At 54.9% G+C, this 16,158-nt stretch carries 16 protein-coding genes and 2 tRNA genes; all 18 read right to left on the bottom strand.

The window, feature by feature from the left end; all coding sequences use genetic code 11:
* Positions 1-18: 18 nt before the first annotated feature.
* The gene (acpP, locus tag GX839_02380; protein ID NLB04313.1) at positions 19-258 is read right to left on the bottom strand and encodes an acyl carrier protein; all 240 of its coding nucleotides are present in this window, start codon (positions 256-258) and stop codon (positions 19-21) included.
* Between the two features lie 52 nt (positions 259-310).
* Positions 311-934 carry a CDP-diacylglycerol--glycerol-3-phosphate 3-phosphatidyltransferase gene (gene pgsA / locus GX839_02375; protein NLB04312.1) on the bottom strand — a complete coding sequence of 208 codons (624 nt, stop codon included), beginning with the start codon at positions 932-934 and terminating at the stop codon, positions 311-313.
* Positions 918-2,270 carry a 30S ribosomal protein S12 methylthiotransferase RimO gene (rimO, locus tag GX839_02370; protein NLB04311.1) on the bottom strand — a complete coding sequence of 451 codons (1,353 nt, stop codon included), beginning with the start codon at positions 2,268-2,270 and terminating at the stop codon, positions 918-920. Before rimO ends, pgsA begins: the two co-directional genes overlap by 17 nt.
* Positions 2,267-2,722 carry a hypothetical protein gene (locus tag GX839_02365; protein ID NLB04310.1) on the bottom strand — a complete coding sequence of 152 codons (456 nt, stop codon included), beginning with the start codon at positions 2,720-2,722 and terminating at the stop codon, positions 2,267-2,269. Before GX839_02365 ends, rimO begins: the two co-directional genes overlap by 4 nt.
* A complete protein-coding gene (gene recA, locus GX839_02360) occupies positions 2,719-3,849 on the bottom strand; it encodes a recombinase RecA (GenBank protein NLB04309.1) in 1,131 nt (376 codons plus the stop codon). Before recA ends, GX839_02365 begins: the two co-directional genes overlap by 4 nt.
* Positions 3,850-4,001: 152 nt before the next feature.
* Positions 4,002-5,627 (bottom strand): murein biosynthesis integral membrane protein MurJ, encoded by a 1,626-nt coding sequence (locus GX839_02355; GenBank protein ID NLB04308.1) that lies wholly within the window; start codon positions 5,625-5,627, stop codon positions 4,002-4,004.
* Entirely contained in the window at positions 5,624-6,895 is a 1,272-nt protein-coding gene (locus tag GX839_02350) for a competence/damage-inducible protein A (GenBank protein NLB04307.1), read from the bottom strand. Before GX839_02350 ends, GX839_02355 begins: the two co-directional genes overlap by 4 nt.
* A complete protein-coding gene (locus GX839_02345) occupies positions 6,879-9,242 on the bottom strand; it encodes a DNA translocase FtsK (protein ID NLB04306.1) in 2,364 nt (787 codons plus the stop codon). Before GX839_02345 ends, GX839_02350 begins: the two co-directional genes overlap by 17 nt.
* Positions 9,243-9,471: 229 nt before the next feature.
* Entirely contained in the window at positions 9,472-10,152 is a 681-nt protein-coding gene (locus GX839_02340; protein ID NLB04305.1) for an NUDIX hydrolase, read from the bottom strand.
* Positions 10,153-10,170: 18 nt separating this feature from the next.
* On the bottom strand, positions 10,171-10,647 hold the full coding sequence (gene rnhA, locus GX839_02335) for a ribonuclease HI (GenBank protein ID NLB04304.1): 477 nt from the start codon (positions 10,645-10,647) through the stop codon (positions 10,171-10,173).
* 77 nt (positions 10,648-10,724) lie between these two features.
* Positions 10,725-10,801, bottom strand: a tRNA-Pro gene (locus GX839_02330).
* 42 nt (positions 10,802-10,843) lie between these two features.
* Positions 10,844-10,918: transfer RNA gene (locus tag GX839_02325), tRNA-Trp, on the bottom strand.
* A 76-nt stretch (positions 10,919-10,994) separates the two neighbouring features.
* Entirely contained in the window at positions 10,995-13,331 is a 2,337-nt protein-coding gene (locus tag GX839_02320) for a polyribonucleotide nucleotidyltransferase (protein ID NLB04303.1), read from the bottom strand.
* Between the two features lie 229 nt (positions 13,332-13,560).
* Positions 13,561-13,824, bottom strand: a complete 264-nt coding sequence (rpsO, locus tag GX839_02315) for a 30S ribosomal protein S15 (protein NLB04302.1) — start codon at positions 13,822-13,824, stop codon at positions 13,561-13,563.
* Between the two features lie 74 nt (positions 13,825-13,898).
* The gene (locus GX839_02310; GenBank protein NLB04301.1) at positions 13,899-14,753 is read right to left on the bottom strand and encodes an RNA methyltransferase; all 855 of its coding nucleotides are present in this window, start codon (positions 14,751-14,753) and stop codon (positions 13,899-13,901) included.
* Positions 14,754-14,839: 86 nt separating this feature from the next.
* Entirely contained in the window at positions 14,840-15,202 is a 363-nt protein-coding gene (gene rplT, locus GX839_02305) for a 50S ribosomal protein L20 (GenBank protein ID NLB04300.1), read from the bottom strand.
* Between the two features lie 34 nt (positions 15,203-15,236).
* On the bottom strand, positions 15,237-15,434 hold the full coding sequence (gene rpmI, locus GX839_02300) for a 50S ribosomal protein L35 (protein ID NLB04299.1): 198 nt from the start codon (positions 15,432-15,434) through the stop codon (positions 15,237-15,239).
* A 60-nt stretch (positions 15,435-15,494) separates the two neighbouring features.
* Positions 15,495-16,016 (bottom strand): translation initiation factor IF-3, encoded by a 522-nt coding sequence (locus GX839_02295; protein NLB04298.1) that lies wholly within the window; start codon positions 16,014-16,016, stop codon positions 15,495-15,497.
* Positions 16,017-16,158: the final 142 nt, after the last annotated feature.

Raw genomic sequence — 16,158 nt, 5'->3', positions numbered from 1 at the left:
GGGACGGTACGCCACTCACTATAAATGGGCGTGGATGAAGTCGACGGCATCCCCGACGGTACGGATGCGTTCCGCTTCTTCGTCCATGATTTGCAAGTCAAACTCAGATTCAAGGGACATGACCATTTCTACGATGTCAAGAGAGTCCGCATTAAGATCTTCGATGATGCTTGAAGTCATTTCGATTGACTCTTTGTCAATGCTGAGCTGATCCGCCAGTATGGTCCGGATACGTTCCAAGATTTCCTGTTTCGTCATAAGAACCCTCCATAAATTCAAATTTCAGGCAGCCCTTCAGGTATGAAATCCGCTAGACCCGGAAAGCACCCGTCAAGAGCTCTCTATTTTTAAGCCAGTAGTCAAGACCTGAGAAGACGGTCAGCAGCAGGGTGACGGCCACCAGAACATCCCCGGGTATGGTCCATGGCTGTCCATAACCCAAAAAAGGAAGGGATGGATCGAACCACTGGACAATAATCGGTTCAAACATTAAAGATCCCAGGGCAATGATCTGGAAGATTGTCTTGATTTTTCCAAACCAGCTCGCCGCAATCACCTGCCCCTGTTCAATACTGACAACACGGATTCCCGTCACAAAAAACTCGCGAGCCGCGATCAGGACAATGACGTAAGTGGAGATCCGTCCCAGCTGTACAAAGGCGGTAAAAACAGATAAAACCAGGAGTTTGTCAGCGATGGGATCAACCAGCTTTCCGAAATTGGAAACCAGGCCCTGCTTCCGCGCCAGCATTCCGTCAAGCAGGTCAGTCATGGCTGCCAAAATAAAGAGGACAAAGGCAATCACGCGGCCAGGAGCCGATACGATGAAGCCGGAAAAGGCGCAGGTCTCACAGTAAGGCAAGGGCAGGAGAAAGAACAGAATGAAGGGAATCATGATGATTCTTGACAGCGTCAGCTTATTGGCAATGTTCATGAACAGATACTCCTATCAGCTCGTAGGGACGAGCCTCTACAATTCGTACGGCCGGCCTGCTGCCAATCGCAAGGTCGTCCCTTGTGGCCGCAACAAAAATAAGAGGATCAATATCCGGCGCCTCGCCGTAGCTTCTCCCTTGAAAGAGTATACCACGCGCATGGACCCCTTCAAAAAGGACAGGTGTTACTGAACCGATCCTTTTTCGATTGGCCTCAAGCGCAATGCCTTTTTGGACTTCCATGATTTTTGTTGCCCGGGATGACGCCAGGGTGCGGGGGACCTGATCCGCCATCAGAGCCGCAGGCGTCCCCTCCTCCGGATAGAAGACAAAACAACCCAGCCTGTCAAATCGGATATCCCTGACATAATCAAGCAGTTTTTGGAAATCCTCTTCCTTTTCACCAGGAAAACCAGTGATGACAGTCGAACGAATGATGACATCCGGAATCAATCGCCGGAATTGTTCAATTTTTCCGGTGATCTCCCCGATGGTTTCGTGCCGCCCCATCCGTTCCAGAACCGCGTTGGAAGCGTGTTGAATGGGAAGATCGATGTAGTGCGCAACCTTGGGGTTGACAGCCATCTCTTCGATCAATTCATCAGTCACTGCACCGGCATAAAAATAGAGGCAGCGGATCAGCTCGATCGCGGGCAGTTCCCGCGACAGCTGTTTTAAAAGCGAGGCCAAAGTCGGCCTTCCCGGCAGGTCATGACCATAGCGTGTCGTATCCTGGGCAATCAGAATCAGTTCACGGACGCCCTGATCCGCCAAACAGCGGGCCTCTTTTATAATGGCCTGAGGCGGCCTGGATCGCTGGGGCCCGCGCAAGCGGGGGATGGTGCAATAGGCACAGGCATTGGAACAACCTTCTGCAATTTTCAGGTAGGCATAAGTGCCTTGAGGAGCGGACGGAACCCGGACAACATCAAGATGGGAGACATCCTCCGGGGGACCGGGACGGTGCGAACGCAGTCCCAACCCGTCTGCCAGACTTCTCAGCGTGTCCGCAATCCGGCTGAACTCCCCGGTTCCAAGAATGGCATCCACTTCAGGAAATTCTTCGAAAATTTCTTCTTTGTAACGCTGGGAGAGACAGCCGGCAACAACCAGAAAGGAGTTCTCCCCCTTCTGCCCGGCCAGATCAAGAATGGCCCCGATGGCTTCTTCAACGGCCGGCTCAATGAAGGCGCAAGTATTGACAATCAAATATCTGGCCGAGGAAGGATCATCGGTGAAAGAATACCCTGCCTCTTTCAGAAGGGCGCTCATGCATTCGGAATCAACTTCATTTTTGGGACAGCCAAGAGACAGAAGATAATAAGACTGATTCATAATTCCAGATGGTTTCGGATCACCTCACGCGCCAGCCCCGCGGGATAGCCGCGCCGGGTCAGGAGTTTCATCATTTCTGTTTCCTGGCCGGGCGAAGCGTCCGGGAAAGCGTGCCGGCAGAGCCGGGTGGCCGTTTCCCTGTCTTCATCAAGACGCAATACGTATTGTCCGGCCACATCCGCATCAATGCCATTTCGAATGAATACATCCTTCATGCAGCGCCTTGACCTGATTTTTCGCCCATGGTACCGGGCAGCAACCGCTGCCGCTGCCCGCTGGTCATTGATGTAGTCAATTTTGATGAAATAGTCTACGACTTCATCGGCAACTTTTGGATCGATTCCTTTTTTCAGCAGGTTCTGCCTGACACGGCCGGACGACTTCGAACGGTCAATGCCAATGAAAGCTGCCGCCTTTTGCCGGGCTTCCTCGAATGCTTGCGGAAGGCTCATAAATCGAGTCCGAGCATGGCGTCAACATCGGCATCAAGCAAGTCACTGTCATCATGGCCCGCCTGTCCGGTATCGACACTTTTTCGGCCGGATTCGTCCAGGTAGTAGCTGCGAACCTGCTCTTCGATTTCCTCATAAAGTTCACGATTCGCCTCTTCTTCAAGAAAAGCCCGCACATTGTCCCGACCCTGGCCCAGGCGCTTGTCCTGATAGGAAAACCATGATCCGCTCTTCTTGATAATGTCTGCATCAACACCCATATCAAGGACACAGCCGGTTTGGGAAATGCCCCGGCCATAGAGGATATCAAATTCCGCCTCGTGAAAAGGGGGCGCCACTTTATTCTTGACCACCTTGGCCCTGGTCCTTGATCCGATCAGCTTATCTCCCATTTCGATCTTGCCGATTCGCCTGATGTCGAGCCTGACACTGGCGTAGAATTTAAGCGCCCTGCCCCCTGTCGTTGTTTCCGGGCTGCCAAACATAACACCGATCTTTTCGCGCAGCTGATTGATGAAAATGACCATGGTACGGCTTTTATTGATGACAGCAGCCAGTTTGCGCAAAGCCTGGGACATCAACCTTGCCTGAAGGCCGACGACGGCATCACCCATTTCCCCGTCAATTTCGGCACGGGGAACAAGTGCTGCCACTGAATCAATCACGATTACGTCAACGGCTCCCGACCGCGCCAATGCCTCGGCAATTTCAAGCGCCTGCTCCCCGTAATCGGGCTGGGATACAATCAGGTTCTCAATATCAACACCCAAATTCTCAGCATAGGACGGATCGAGTGAATGCTCCGCGTCAATGAAAGCCGCGATGCCTCCGCGTTTCTGGGCCTCCGCGATGCTGTGGAGGGCCACGGTCGTTTTCCCGGAAGACTCAGGCCCGTACACCTCGATCACCCTGCCTCTGGGCAAACCGCCGATGCCAAGCGCCACATCCAGGGAGAGCGCTCCTGTCGGGATCGACTCCACCTCCATGACTTCTGTATCTCCGAGTGTCAGGACGGCTCCCTTGCCGAAATCTTTTTCGATCCTGTCCAGCGCCGCTTTGAGTGCAGCCTGGCGGTCTTTATCTTCTCTTGGCTTGATATCCTGTTTCGATTTGGCTCCCTTGGCCATGGCAACCTCCCGCAGATTTCATTCAATCTCATGATTCTTTTGTTCAGAACTTTTGTTCCTTCTCGATTAATTCCATCTTACCGAAAGTGTCTGTCTCCGTCAATGGAACCGGCATTCTGAATCCGCTTTTGACTGCCTTTTTGTCCTGCCGGTCAAGAACGCGCGGGTGACAGTTTTAAAAACCGGCGGATCATGCCCTGCAAATCCTTTGATTCGCGGAAATTGATGGCAAGGCCCGTCAGATAATAAGTCAGGATGGCCATCAGTGCCTTGACGGAATAGATAAGGAGCTGGCCAATTTTCCCTGACGGCTCCAATGGCAGTGTGTTCAGTCCCAGTATCACAATGACCGTTGTCGCTGAGCAGAAGGCCAGCCGGAGGTAGAAGGGCAACATCCGGTAGGGTCTGGCCTTTTTTATGTGGAGGCGGTAGAGAAATGAAATCATGACCATGTTGATGGCGCTGTTCAGGATGTAAGCGACTGGAAGGCCGTAAATACCCCAATCGAAAACCTGTGTGAACAAAACACAAAACAGGGGGTTGAGCACCAGGGAAACGATGGATGTCAGAAGCGATACGCGCGTCATATGACGGGCATAGAAAGCCTGGTTGGCTACTTCATAGAAGGTCAGGAAGAAAATGGCCGGGCTATACAGGCGCAGCAGGCTCCCTTCAATGAGGAGATTTTCAAGGGGGATGGCACCCCGCCATTGAAAAACCGCTTCGACTGTCTCCTCCGCCATGACGGCGAAGATGAGGACGAAGGGCGTGACAAAATAGAGCGCGCGGCGGAGCGATTCGGTGTAGATCTTCCTCATGTCCTCAAAACGACGGTTGGCAAAGGCCCGGGTCAGGCTGGGGGACATCACGCTGGCGACGGCGAGCGCAAATATCCCATAGGGCAGCTTCCACATGGTTTGAGCATGGCGGAGCGATGTCACGGCCCCGGTAAACTGGTTGGCGAAACCAGTCTGAATGATGGAGTTGAGCTGGATGGCCGTACCCGAAATCAGCGTCGGGACGGCGAGCCTCATCAGCTTCCTATATCCCCTGTCCTGCAAATCAATAATCGGTTTATAGTGAATGACGCGCCTGGCCATAAAGGCCAGGTATAGAAAGTTGACGGCCGAAGAGATCACGACGCCGAGGGCCACTCTGGCAGGCGCCCCTGCTGACTGATCCCCCCAGCGGATCATGAAAAAGATGCAGACCAGGTTGTAGAGTGTTGTCGTAAAAGCAGCCCGTTGAAAGAGTTTGTGACCGTTCAAGACTCCCACGCACATGCCGGCCAAAAAGAGAAAGATGATCTGGGGAAAAAGCATCCGGGCAACCGAGATCGCCCGTTCAATGATGGCAGCGTCCTTGTTTGGATTGTAGAGCCGGATAATGGGGCCTGCGAATAGTTCCCCCAACAGGATAGCCGTCAAAAAAGCAATCAGAAAGACATTGATCAGGGTGCTGAGGCTCCGCCAGATCTTCTTTTCTTCGTCACGGGCCAGGGCTGCAGACATGGCGGGTGTGACCGCCGCGGCAAAGGTGCCGCCAATAAGCAGCTGGTAAAACAGATCGGGAATCTGGAAACCGATGAAATAGGCGTCGGTGTTGACCCCGTACCCAAAAGTCGGCGCGATCAGGATCTCCCTTGCGAAACCCGTCAGCTTGGCCGTGGCAAGTGAAAACATCAGGACGGCCGTCGCTCTTCCCGTGGATAAGACGCGCATGCCGGTCTTTCGCGGATCCGTCAAGAGCCAGCTGTGTTCCTCCCTGCGCCTTCTCATAGGCCGAGCAACAGCCTCCGAACGAGATCCAGACCGGTGTACACCGCCCGTGTGCGGACACGGTTGCGGTCTCCTGCGAAATGGTATTTCTTTGCCACGGTTGATGCCCCGGCCCTGGCGCAGGCAATCCAAACCGTTCCCGCCGGCATCTCCTCAGTGCCGCCTCCCGGCCCCGCAATCCCGGTGAAGGACAGGGCCACATCAGCCCCTGTTCTTGCCCTGCAGCCTTCGGCCATGGCAATAGCAACCGGACAGCTGACGGCTCCCGCGGATGTCAGGATCTTGCTGGACACCCCCAGCAAGCGATTCTTCATCTCATTATTGTAGGTGACCACTCCGCCCAGAAGAACTGCCGATGAACCGGGAATACCTGCCAGCGTTGATGCGGCCATCCCCGCTGTACAGGACTCGGCAAGGGCCATGGTCATTTGCCTTTCTGCCAGTAAATCAAGAAGAACGGCTTCCAGGGGCCGGGAGCCAACCTCGAACACATCCGGTCCGAAACGCCCGGCCAGACTCTCTGTCATGGCTTTCGTGAGATCTTCTCCTCCTGCTTTGTCCATTCGCTGGGAAACACGAATCACGACCTCCTTGATTGAGGCATAGGGAGCGATGGTCACTTCTTTCTGGCTTTCGACAAGATCCCGGATGCGTTCCTCTGCCTTTGATTCTCCGATGCCAAATAAACGGACGTAGCGGTGCCTGAAGCGATAACGGCTGAAAGTTTCCAAAAAAGGCCTGACAGAAACCAGAAACATCGGCTCCATCTCATCAGGCGGGCCGGGAAGCATCAGTATGGCTTTTCTGTTGTCATAAGCTTTAAGAAAAACGAAAGAGCCGGGTGCCGTTCCTGTTTCATTTTTGAAAACCACGGCTCCTGAGGGAACCTTTGGATAGACAGAAAAATCGTAACGCGTCCGGTCAGGATATCTTCTTCGGAGTTCCTCCGTCACCGCCTTGTCTTTCAGGAGGGGGAGGCCGGCCACCGAGGCGGCCACCTCCGCGGTCAAATCGTCAGCTGTCGGGCCCAGTCCGCCTGTGGTGACGACCAGGTCATTGTCTTCCAGGGCCATCCGGATGGCCTTCTCCAGACGATCCGGATTATCACCGACAACAGTGTGCCGATAAGTTGAGATACCCAGTTCGGCCAATTGCTGTGATAAAAAGCAGGCATTGCTGTCGATGATTTGCCCGACCAGCAACTCAGTTCCGACCGAGATCACCTCAGCTGAACCCGCTTCAAAAGAGTTCTCAGGCGCGGCTGTCATGGTCTTCCTTGCCGGGAGCCTCGGGTGAAAGCCGCTCGTACTGGTCATGGGTAATAAGGAGTTTTCTGGGTTTGCTGCCTTCAAAGGGTCCGACATAACCGAGTTCGCTCAGGCGATCCACCAGCCTTGCGGCCCTGGGGTAACCGATCTGAAGTTTTCTCTGCAAAAGGGAGACGGCCGCGTAATCAGCCTCCACAACCACTCGCAGCGCTTCCATCAACAATTCGTCTTCACCGTCTTCCGCCATGGAAGCTTTGTCCTCCGTTTCCGGATTCTCGATGGCATCGGCTACTCTTTCGTCGTAGTTTTCCGGATAATAGCTCTTGATGTGGGCCAGAATGCGCTCAACTTCCCTGTTGCTGACGAAGGCTCCCTGTCCTCTGATCGCTTTGATTGAACCGAGCGGAAAGTAAAGCATGTCCCCTCTGCCAAGCAATTTCTCTGCTCCACCCGAATCAATGATGGTCCGTGAATCGACCTGAGAGGCAACGGCAAAGGCGATACGTGAGGGGATGTTGGCCTTGATGATCCCCGTAATGACATCTACTGAAGGCCGTTGAGTCGCGATAATGACATGGATGCCGACCGCGCGGGCTTTTGCCATCAATCTCGAAATGGCACTCTCAACCTGGTGCTGGGTCAGTGCCATCAGATCAGCCAGTTCGTCGATCACGATCAGGATGTTGGGAATCGGCCCTTCTTCCGGATCTGTCTTGCCGGCACGGCGGACTGCCTGGTTGTAGGAAGTGATATCCCGAACTTTTTTGTCCGCAAACAGACGGTAGCGTCTTTCCATTTCCGAACAGGCGTAATTGAGAACACCGTATGCCTTTTCGGCATTGGTTACCACAGGCTGAAGCAGATGCGGGATCCCATTGTAGACATTGAGTTCAACAATTTTGGGATCGATCATCAGCATCCGCACATCAACAGGCGAGGATCGGTAGAGAATGCTGATCAGGATGGCGTTGATGCAGACCGACTTGCCGGAACCGGTTGCCCCTGCAATCAGCAGGTGGGGCATTTTGCTGAGATCACACAGGATGGCTTCACCGCCGACATTGCGTCCAAGTGCAGCGACAAGCGGGCCGCGGTTTTGCTGAAATTCCTTTGACTCAAGCAGGCTTCTCAACAAAACAGGGCTCATGTTCTTGTTGGGAATCTCAATCCCGATGGCCGCCTTGCCCGGAATGGGTGCTTCGATTCGGACACCCATGGCCGCAAGGCTGAGCGCGATGTCATCGGCCAGATTGACAATCCGGCTCACCTTGATCCCCGGTCCGGGCGCCAATTCAAAACGTGTAATGGTTGGGCCGGTTGTATAATTGACGATGTGGGCGTCAACACCGAAGCTGTCCAGGGTCTGTTCAAGCTTGCGCCCCAGTTCACGGATCTCCCTGATCTCCTGGGGGGTCTTTTTCATGCCGCTGTCCTCTTTCAAGAGCGAAAGAGGAGGCGGCCGGTATTCGGATAAAAGACTCAGCTGCTCGGCACGGTAGCGCTTGACCGGTTTCTTGGGCAGTATGCCGCGCCCATTGGCTGAAGTCAGGCGTTCCGGCGGCCTCATGGATGTTTCACGTGAACCGGCAGTCTCTTCGGCGGCTTCTCTTGCAAGGGACCGGGAAGGAGCTGCCGTTGAAGGTGTAAACAAGTAGGGAACACCCTGCAGGGGCATGCGTGGCCTGGTCTCCCCTCCCGACGAGGGATATCCCGGCGGCGGCTTCTGAAAGGCAATCCTCCCCGTTTCCTGCGAAGCCGGGTCCCCGGCTTCGGACGGCGGACAAAGGGTGGTCCATCCTGCGGGCCCGGCAGCGGCCGGAGGAACTGAGTCGGCGGGACTTTCCCCCTCCCCCTCCCCATCAGCGGGAGGGCGGCGTTTGATGAGACGGGCAAAGAAACTCCGCCGTTCCACGGCTTCCGCTTCCCCGCTCCCCTCCTCAGGAGGTCCTGGAAGCTCATCGCGTACCAGTGAAGCCAGACCGGCCATCCTCGAGGGCGACAGGCCAAAGGCAAAAACCAGCAGGGTAACAAGAAGGGCGAAGAGAATAATCAGGGCTCCCGTCAGTCCGGCAACGCGCTCCAGGGAATTGGCGATCAGGCCACCTGCCAGTCCGCCGCTCCAGCGATTCCCCGGCTGGATGGCCTGGGGGAAGCGGCCGAAACGCCAAAGCTCCCTGACCAGATGCCATCCGGCAATCCCGCCCGGAGGGGTGGGTTCGACTGCCAGTTCAAGCTGGCTATAGGGCAGGACAAAGAGCGAAACCAATGAGGTTCCGATCAGATAGATCATAAAAAAAGCTCCGGCGTGCTTTGCTGTAACTGCGGCCAGCCGCTGGAGAAAGAACATCAAAGAGAAAGCAAGAAGAATCAGAGGCAAAATAAGGGCCGCTGTACCGAAAAGGCCTGTATTGACGGTGGAAAGCGCACGGCCCAGCCAACCCGTCCAGGACGCCGGGGCGTAAAGAGCAAAGGCCATCAGCAATGAAAGGGCCAGAAATAAGACCCCAAGAATATCACGCTGCTGACGCCTTGTCAGTGCAGAACCCCCTTGTCTTTCCGATTCAGCCATCAGCCTGCTACCTCATAAGACCCACCGAAATGGCAGTCAAAAGAATGCCGAGACAGGTTTTGCCGTCTGTCAGGATGCCGTCCAATACTTCATCAAGTGCGGTTTCGAGGCGAATGCGTTCACAGGAAATAAATTCACCTTGGTCCGGGTTAGCGGGTCCTTTAATCAAGTCCCGGGCCAGGTAAATATGGATCACTTCATCGGTATAGCCCGGCGAGGGGAAGAAGCGAATCAACAGATCCCAGCGATCCGCAGTCAAACCAGTTTCCTCAGCCAATTCTCTGCGGGCGCAGCTCAAAGCGTCTTCCGGCGGATCCAGCTTGCCAGCAGGAATCTCCCGGGAAGGGCCGCCGGTACCTACCCTGTATTGATGAACAAGATAGATGCAGCCCTCCTGGTCAAGCGCCACCACGCAGGAACCACCGGGATGACGGACCACTTCGCGGCTTGTAAGCCGGCCGTCGGGCAGTTTGACTTGCTGGACTTCAACGGAAAAGATCCGGCCGATAAATCTCGGGTCAAGGCTGAGAACTTCCTCAGATAAAAGCGGTTCAGCAGCACAGTGAGGGCGTCCCGGTCCGGCTGCCCCAACTTGCCCGGCCATTGTCGGAGGCGTACGGACATCTGCTGCCCGCCGCCCGGGTTGGCGAAGCCGCTTTTTGCGGTTCTTATCCGGCTGCTGACTCATCCTGATTGGTCCTCCGGTTCAGCTCCGAGTCGAATTTCGAAGTATTTCATTGACCGCCATTTTATCACAGCGGTTGTTGTATTCATTGTCTGAATGTCCCTTGACCTTGTGCCAGGTGATGTCATGGCGAAGCTGTTCGGCAAGGAGCGCTTCCCAAAGATCCTGGTTGGCAACAGGCATTTTTGCGGCATTTTTCCAGCCGCGCTTCTGCCAGTTTTCGATCCAGCCTTCATTGAAGGCTGAAACCAGATAGGCACTGTCGCTGTATAGGTCGACACGGCAGGGGCGGTTGAGCGACTGCAGAGCCTTGAGCGCCGCGGTCAATTCCATCCGGTTATTGGTCGCAACGGGTTCATAGCCGGAAATCTCCTTTTCGACGTCCATGGCCCGGATAATGGCAGCCCATCCGCCAGGGCCCGGGTTGCCTGAGCAGGCTCCGTCAGTGTGGATGATAACCTGCGTGAGCGCTTGTTCCTGATTTTTTTCAAGACTCATGACATGATTATACATGAGCGCTGGTCCATCCTATCCGCAAAAAAGGACTGCTTCAGACGAAACAGTCCCTTTCATCATGGTCGGAGTGACAAGACTTGAACTTGCGACCTCTTGCACCCCAAGCAAGCACTCTAGCCACCTGAGCTACACCCCGATCTTGTATGGGGATCCCCGGCGTGTCTGCCGGGGTCCCCTCTGGCAGGGGAGACAGGATTCGAACCCGCAACCCACGGTTTTGGAGACCGTTGCTCTACCATTGAGCCACTCCCCTATCAGGCGACGCGTTTTGCGTCACCGGACGGCGTTCATCATAGCAAAGGGATGAAAGCCGTGTCAATCCGCAATACTCAGAATTGACGGCCTTTTCTCGGTTCACCCCGCTGGCTGCCGCGGTCTTCTTCATCCCGCCTCTCGCGACGTTCATAAGTTCCCCTGGCAGAGCTGCCGCGCGAGCCGTCACGGCTGCCACGGTCTCCGCTGCTACGGTCGCCGCTGCTGCGGTAGCCCCTGCTCCGCTGGCCGTCAGGCCTCCTTTCGCCGCGGCCTGCGGGCCGTCCCTCGTCTCTTTCGACGTAGTTTTCCGGCTTTTCCATCAGGTCGCGCATGGAAAGGTTCAACCTGCCCTGATCATCAATTTCAGTAACCAGGACCTTGACATGATCCCCGACCGAGACGGCGTCTTCAACCTTGTTGACACGGTGCCAGGCCATTTTTGAAATATGGACCAGACCCTCCTTGCCGGGGGCGATCTCGACAAAAGCGCCGAAAGTCATCAGGCGGGTGACGATGCCATCAAAGACCGTACCGGGCTCAGGATCAAAGACGATGGCACGGACAATCTCCATGGCCTTTTCCCGGGCTTCGGTGTCAGTGGATGCGATGTAAACGTGGCCTACCGGGCCTTCCTCCTCCACATCGATCTGGGCGCCGGTCAATTCCACGATTCTGCGGATGACCTTGCCTCCCGTGCCGATCACGTCCCTGATCTTGTCGGAGGGAATGTCAAGCTGATCGATCTTGGGAGCGTAGGGTGACAGCTCGGATCTCGGCTTCGCGATAACAGGATCCATGGCCTGGTCAAGAATCTGGAGCCTGCCCTTTTGCGTCAGGGCGAAGGCGTCACGGATGATATCAAGTGTCAGGCCATCTACTTTGATGTCAACCTGAACAGCCGTGATACCGTCGCGGGTTCCCGCCACTTTGAAGTCCATGTCGCCGAAGAAGTCTTCGATGCCCTGGATATCCATAAACACCCGGTAACGACTCTCATCCTCGGGATCAATAATCAGGCCGGAAGAAATCCCAGCGACGGGCTTCTTGACCGGTACTCCGGCCGCCATGAGGGCCAGGGAGCTGGAACAGACCGAGGCCTGGGATGTGGAGCCATTCGACATGGTCACTTCGGACACGCAGCGGATGGTGTAGGGAAATTCTTCCAGGCTTGGCAAAACGGGAATGAGTGCACGCTCAGCCAGGGCGCCGTGGCCGATTTCCCGCCGGCCGGGTGAACGATTTGGCCTCGCCTCACCCACACTGTAGGCAGGGAAATTGTACTGGTGCATATAACGCTTGGAATCCTGTGTATCGACACCGTCCAGGCGCTGGGCATCGTCAACCGTGCCCAAGGTGCAAATGGTCATAACCTGGGTCTGACCCCGCGAAAAGAGGGCGGAACCGTGAACACGGGGGAAGAGGTCGATCTCAGCTTTAAGCTCCCGGATCTCTTCGAGATTCCGGCCGTCAACACGCCGCTGCTCATTGAGCAGATAGTGGCGCACCACCTGTTTTTCCAGGGCATCGACAGCATCTGCCTTAAAGGCGGCCAGGTCTCCGTGCTCTTCATTGATGAAGAGGCCGATCTCATCGGCGAGTTCTTTAACCGTCTGATCCCGAACGGATTTGTCCTTCGAAAGAACAGCTTCCTTCATGCGGTCAAAATAGCGCTCATGCACAAGATCAAACAGCTTGGCCGGCACATCTTTCGACTCATAGGAAAATTTTTCCTTGCCGATTTCGCTTCGCATCCGGCTGATCAGCCTGCATACCTCGCGGATGGCCTCATGACCTTGTTCAATCGCTTGGAGCATCATCTCGTCGGATACCTCATTGGCCCCCGCTTCGATCATGCAGATCTTGTCTTCTGTTCCTGCCAGGAAGAGATCCAGATCGGATTTCTTCTGGTTTTCCAGATCGGGATTAACCAGTATCTGGCCATCAACAATGGCGACCTGGACGCCAGCTACCGGGCCATTCCAGGGAATGTCGGAGATGGCAACGGCTGCCGAAGTTCCGATCAGGGCAGCAACCTGCGGCGAATGGTCATGATCAACCGATAAAATCAGGTTGTTGACGACAACATCATTTCGAAGATCATGAGGGAAAAGCGGTCTGATAGGCCGGTCGATGGACCGCGCGGTCAGCACTGCGTTTTCAGTTGGCCGTCCCTCCCTCTTCAAAAAGCCTCCGGGAATTCTCCCGACACTGTACATCTTTTCTTCGTAGTCAACAGAAAGCGGAAAGAAATCAATCCCCTCACGCGGCTCAGCTGACGCTGTAACGGTTGTCAGGATCGCTGTATCGCCGTAACGGACAAGAACAGCGCCATTGGCGAACTGAGCCAGTTCACCCGTCTCCAGAATAAGAGGAGATCCCGTCAGCTCCATTTCATAGTTTCTTTTTTCCATGCTTGTTATTCCTCCATAACAGGTAGCGCGCCCCGTCTCCGCAATTGCTTCGTTGGGAGCAGGCGCAATGTTTCAATTGTCACTTGGAGACAGGTTTCAGGCAATAGAGTGTAGAGTCCGCATCCCTTCCCCGTGAAGAGCGGCGCAATCTACGTCCCACTGCCTGTCGGCTGTCCCCCAACCCGCAAGGATGACGGCGGTCAGAAGGCCGCCGTCCAGGTTGTTTGCTTTAACGTCTGAGTCCCAGCCGGGCGATTAAAGTCCGGTAACGCTCGATATCCGACTTGGCAAGATAATCGAGCAAAGCCCGCCTTTGACCGACCAGTTTCAGGAGCCCCCGCCGGGAATGGAAATCCCCTTTGTGAACCTTCAGATGCTCCGTCAGGTGGTTGATCCTCCAGGTGAGGAGCGCCACCTGCACCTCCGGAGATCCTGTATCATCCGGATGCGTCGCATAAGCGTCAATAATGGTTTGTTTTGTTTCTTTGTCCATTTTTCCTCCTATACTCCCGTATCAGCGTCAGGGCCGGACAAGGCCCGTGACCATGAAAGGGAATGAACCGGCGCCTATTCTAGCACAAAGTCCTTCACTGCGCCATACCGGCCGGCAATTTCCCATAGCATGATGGCACCTGCCGAAGCGACATTGAGCGACTCGGCCCGGCCAGCCATAGGGATCTTAATCAGCCTGTCGGATTCCTCAACAGCCCCGGCTGACAGGCCGCTCCCCTCATTTCCCAGCAGCAGGGCCATCCGGGTATGAAAAGGCCTGGCCTCCCTCAAATCTTCTCCTTCCAGAACCGAGGCAATTATCTCAAAGTCCGCTTGTTTCAGAAGTCGCAAGGTGGTGCGGATGTCATGCTCCTCCTCGAATAGGGGCAGATGAAAAAGTGACCCCATTGAGGCCGCAACTGTCTTGGAATTCCAGACTGAAGCGGATGAATCTGTCAGGATGATGCCATCAAAATCAAAGGCATCGGCTGTCCGGATCAAAGTCCCCAGGTTGCCCGGATCTTGAATGGCCTCAAGAACCAGGAGCCTCTTGGGGGAAGCTTCTTTTGGCAGCGATTCAAGACAGGCCGAAAGCCGCCCCGGTCGATAGGTCAGGAACGCCATCACTCCCTGCGGCGATTTTTGCCCCGACGCGTGGCTAAAGAGGGAGGCGGAAAGCAGAATCATCCGATCGTCTTCAATTTGAATCCCCTTTTCGCCCAGGCGGCTGCCGATAAGATGGAAAAGCCCGCGACCCTTCCTGTCATCGGAAAAAAAGATGTGGTCCGGAATAAAGCCCGATTCCAATGCATCCAGGACCTGCCGCAGCCCCTCCAGCCGTATCAGCTGGTTTTTCCTGGCATAAGACACTGATTTCAGGGCGGCAAGCTTTTTGAAGAGCGGGTTGTGCCTGGATTGGATCTTTCTCACGCGATCCCCCTTTCAAATCTGCATCAACGCATCAAGGGCGGATCACTCCGCCCTCATATCAAGTCTATCCCGATCTGCTTCTTCCTTCAGGAAAGATTCAAGGCGCTCTTGGAGATATTGACCAGCTCGGTAAATCCGTTCTTATCGTTGACGGCCAGATCCGCCAGTGCCTTCCTGTCAAGCGCTACGCCGGCAAGGTTCAGTCCGTTGATAAAACGGCTGTAGCTCATCCCGTTGGCCCGTGCGGCCGCATTGATGCGGGCGATCCACAAGCGGCGGAAATCGCGTTTCTTCCTGCGGCGGTCCCTGTAGGCGTACTGGCCTGATTTCATAACCGCCTGGTTGGCGACACGGTATTGTGCCCCCTTGCGGCCGAAATAACCCTTGGCTTGCTTTAATACTCTTTTATGTCTACGGCGTAAAACCGTGCTTCTTCTCACTCTGGACATGCTGTATTCCTCCCCTCCCTGACAAAATCACCTGTCACTCGTATGGCAAAAGCCGGCGCAACCGCTTGGCATCCTGTGCCGAGACCAGGGTGGTTTTACGCAGTTTGCGTTTTCTTTTTGGTGTCTTTTTGGTCAAAATATGGCTGGTGAACGCCTGCGAGCGGAGATACTTCCCCGTTCCGGTCACCTTATAGCGCTTCTTTGATGAGCTGTGTGTTTTCTGCTTAGGCATTTTAGCCTCCCTTCAGCCTTTCTTTATCTTCTATGTATGATCAGGGGCCCGGCCCCGATCTTAATCCTTAAGAGGCGACAAAAACATGATCATATTCCGGCCTTCGGCCTTGGCCTGGCGTTCGACGGACCCAAGATCCGACACGGCGTCGGCAAAGTCCTCCATCACATCGTAGCCTTGGTCAGTATGGGTCATTTCCCGGCCGCGGAAACGAATCACCACCTTGACGCGGTCTCCCGCCTCAAGAAAACGCCGAGCGTTGCGAACCTTGACATCAAAATCGTGTTCCTCAGTCGTCAGCTTCAGCTGGACTTCTTTTACGTTGACGATTTTCTGGTTCTTTCTCGCTTCTCGCTTCTTTTTCTCCTGTTCAAAAACAAACTTCCCATAATCCATGATTTTGCAAACCGGATTATCCGGGGAGGGTGAAATAAGCACAAGATCGAGATTGGCATCGTAGGCTCTCCGCCTGGCGTCCTCGACGGGAACAACACCCACCATCTTTCCCTCTTCATCCACCAGTCTGACCTGAGGAAAACGGATCTCCTCATTTATCGCGTGGGCCCTGTTTGATTGTCTGATATCGAGCCTCCTTTTCGGGCAAGAAAAAAGCGGATCAGCCCCGCTCCACAAAACCGCCTGCCCCGGCTGGTATCTGTCAACCTTTTCGCTTGCGCTTGAGGTGAGAAGCGGAACTTCTACTTACACGCAAGTGAGTATAGCC

Origin of the sequence: Fastidiosipila sp. (genome assembly GCA_012511175.1) — a bacterium.
GTDB lineage: Bacteria > Bacillota > Clostridia > Saccharofermentanales > DTU023 > UBA4923.
The sequence above is the reverse complement of the archived record's forward strand: the minus strand, read 5'-3'. Positions and strand labels throughout refer to the sequence as shown.